Raw genomic sequence first — 2074 nt, forward strand, 5'->3', positions numbered from 1 at the left:
GTCACGTATGTAGCCGTTGCCGTCGATCGCGGCTCTGGCCGCCTCCTGCAACAGAATCGCGTACCGGACCTCGGCCTCGTTCAATTTCGCGATCCGGGCGTCACGCTCGGCTTCTGTTTCGGCAAGGCTCGAAGTGTGTGGATGGCTGTCGCGATTTTCCGGCTCGTAAAGGCGATGAGCGGCGATCCTTGCGGCGTCGATGCGGGCGAACAATTCGTCACCGGCTCGCACCGTCTGCTCGTCATGCTGTCGTGCAGGGAGATTCCTTGTAGGATCGTACATATCGATCGCCCGCTGGGAAGCACGGTGCTGAGCCTCCTCCTTCAGCGCCTCCTGCAGGTTTTCCTCGCCCTTTGATTGTTCGTAGAGATAGGTGTTCCCATCGAGTGCTTCACGGGCGTAGCGTTGAAGCACGGCGTCATATCGATTTGACTCCGCAAGATAGTCAGCGCGGATTGTTGCACGCTGGTCATCGGATAGGTCACCGCGGGAATACTCGTTCGAGAATCTGGTCGTGGCGCGCTCAAGTGATTGGGCGGCAGCATCATACCCGGCCAAGATCTCATCTCCTTCACGCACAGCCCTTTCGCCATGGCGAGCGATGGCACTGTCGAAGGAATCGTCGCCCAAGACGCGTGCCTCGCCATCGATGCGCCCCCGATCCGGGTTATCTTTCACCTTTCCATCTAGTGTGCCGTCAGCACTGGCCCGCTCCGCCATCTGGAACTTGACCGCATCCTGCGGAGGCCGCGGCGCGTCCCGTTCGCCCTGACCCTGTGGAGCAAGCTCGAGACGCTCGGCCTGAGCCTGTCGCTCCGAAAGCTCCAGATACTCGCGACGGATTTCCACCACCTCGCGTGCCGTCGCGGCGATCTCGTCGAAATCCTTTTTCTCCACCGGCTCGATGGCGGCCTCGACGGTTGCGAGCACTGCTTCGACGCGCTCTTCATAGGCTTCGAATTCCGCTCGTGTCATCGAACGCATGGGCAGGCCTCCAGCTGCAACCAATTTCTCTAACTCTACCATATTGGCTTTCAGATTTGTAGCATTGTGCGAATTCTCAAATTTATCGATGTCGATTTGACTTTCTCTCAATGCCATCTGAAGGCGATCTATCTGCGCGGTCGCAAAGTCGGCAACGGCGTTGTCTGGATCGGCATGCTTGATCTCGCTCCAAGCCTGGACCGCTTCGACAGCATAGCCGGCGCTGCGCGCTGATCGGGCCGTGGAATGCCGGTTGGTACGCTTGGCATCGTAGCGGACCTGTGCAGCCCTGCTCGTGCCTTCATGCTCGGTCCGCCCGGCATAACTCACCGGCCGCACCTGGTTCCGCCCATAGGCTGGCGGATTGCCAAATTCGCGGCGGTCGGTCATCTCCATGTCGATGCCGTGCTCCCTTGCCTTCTCGGCCACCAGCGCGCGCCATTGCCGAAAGAATTGTGGGCTGGTTACAATCCGATCACCCGTCTCGGAGCGCATGGTGACGATGGCATGGGCATGAATATGCGGCCGCCGTCCGCCCTGCCCCATTTCCTTCGGATCGTCGCCCGGATCATGCAGTGCGAACACGTACCGGTGACCGCCGAACTGCTCACCAAGAAAATCGCGCACCGCGGCCTGGAATGCCGTTACATCTGTGCCGGCGCGTGCCGAGACGATGAGATGCATGACGTCCCTGCCGTTGCGGCTGTGCATCTCCCGCCGCCATTCCTTCTGGACCAGGTCGCCGGCTTTTTCGAAGTCTCCAATGATGCGGGCCGTCTCATCACGCACGCCAGCCTGTGGCATGCGCTCAACCAGATCTCGAACCCGCGCCGTCGCGAATTCCACGCCATTGCCGTAACCACGGAACCGGAAACGGACTTCCGCTTCGCGGCTGACGTCGGAATTGTCTATCCTCTCCTGGACAACCGCCGCTGCCTTGGCGTCAGCGGTCAGGCGCTCGCCGCCTGGGTCGCGCAGCACCACGACGCCCCGCACCTCGAGCTCGCCGACGTTCTTCTCCTCGACGGCATAGACAAAGCGCCGGTCACCAAGCCCTGCCCTCAGAATCTCACGAGCAAATTCCTGTCTC

At 60.8% G+C, this 2074-nt stretch carries 1 pseudogene; it reads right to left on the bottom strand.

Features of this window, described 5'->3' with window-relative positions:
- A pseudogene (locus EOA24_RS42105) lies at window positions 1-2074 on the bottom strand (hypothetical protein); the annotation flags it as partial.

Origin of the sequence: Mesorhizobium sp. M2A.F.Ca.ET.039.01.1.1, assembly GCF_003998035.1 — a bacterium.
Taxonomy (GTDB): domain Bacteria; phylum Pseudomonadota; class Alphaproteobacteria; order Rhizobiales; family Rhizobiaceae; genus Mesorhizobium.